General features: G+C 73.0%; 2 protein-coding genes. Both read left to right on the top strand.

Annotation, left to right across the window (positions count from 1 at the left end; translation table 11 throughout):
* The first annotated feature begins 3 nt into the window (after positions 1-3).
* On the top strand, positions 4-927 hold the full coding sequence (locus NK214_RS25205; RefSeq protein ID WP_371926318.1) for a beta-ketoacyl reductase: 924 nt from the start codon (positions 4-6) through the stop codon (positions 925-927).
* Positions 924-1,078: hypothetical protein (locus tag NK214_RS25200; RefSeq protein ID WP_371926317.1), on the top strand; the 155-nt coding region annotated here is incomplete at its 3' end. The genes NK214_RS25205 and NK214_RS25200, both read left to right, overlap by 4 nt.

Here is a 1,078-nt window from a genome sequence, read left to right as displayed (position 1 = left end):
TAAATATCAATCGGCCCGCGCCCGCACCGGCCGTGTCCCCCCCGGGCCACGCCCACCGCCGGGGCCGGCGGGCCGATACGCGGCGTCGCGCACTGCGCGGGCATTGTGCGCGACGCGACGCTGGACGCGCTGGACGCCGCGGCCTTCGCCGAGACCCTGCGCGCCAAGGTGGGCGGCGCGGTCTTGCTGGACCGGCTGACCGAGGCCGAGCCGCTGGACTTCTTCCTGTTGTATTCGTCCATCTCCGCGGCGGTCGGCCGTCACGGCCAGGCCGCCTACGCCGCCGCCAACGGCTATCTCGACGCGCTGGCGCAGCGGCGGCGCTTGCGCGCGCGGCCGGCGCTGTCCATAGGCTGGGGATCGTGGGCGGCCGGCATGGGCGCGGCCGACGCGAAGACGGCGGAACGGATTCGCGCCGGCGGCCTGAACCCGCTGAGCGAGGGCGAGGCCTTCACCGCGCTGGAACGGGCGTTCACCGGCGAGCCGCATCTGGTGGTGGCCGCGATCGATCTTGCGCGGATCGCGGCGCAGCCCGATCTGCCGCCGCTGATCGAAGGCCTGGTCGGCCGCGCGCCGGCCGCGAATGCGCGGACCCTGTCTTTCGACCAACTGCGCGGCCGTCCCGCCGGCGAGCGCCGCGCGCGGGTCGCCGATTATCTGGACGCGGAACTGCGCGCGGTGCTGTCCAGCCCGGCCGCCTTGCCGCGTCAGACTTCGCTGCTGGATCTGGGCGTGGACTCGCTGACCGGCGCGGAACTGCGCAACGCGCTTGAGCGCGCGCTGGGGGTGTCCGTCGCGATCTCGCACCTGATCGACGGCTCCTCGCTGGACGAGCTGATCGACCAGGTGATGGCGCAGCTGGAGCGCAAGCTGGTGACGGAACAACATTCGGCCGCGGGCGCCGACACGGAGGAAATCACGCTATGACCATGGCACGGCTCATGACCGATCTTGCCGACGCGGGCGTCACGCTGCATCGTCGCGGCGACCAGCTTCAGGTACAGGCGCCGCAGGGCGCGCTCGACGCCGCGCTGGTCGCGCGGCTGCGCGAGGCCAAGGAGGCGCTGCTGAGCGTGCT

This window comes from Chromobacterium sp. S0633, assembly GCF_024158805.1.
Classification (GTDB): Bacteria; Pseudomonadota; Gammaproteobacteria; order Burkholderiales; family Chromobacteriaceae; genus Chromobacterium.
The sequence above is the reverse complement of the archived record's forward strand: the minus strand, read 5'-3'. Positions and strand labels throughout refer to the sequence as shown.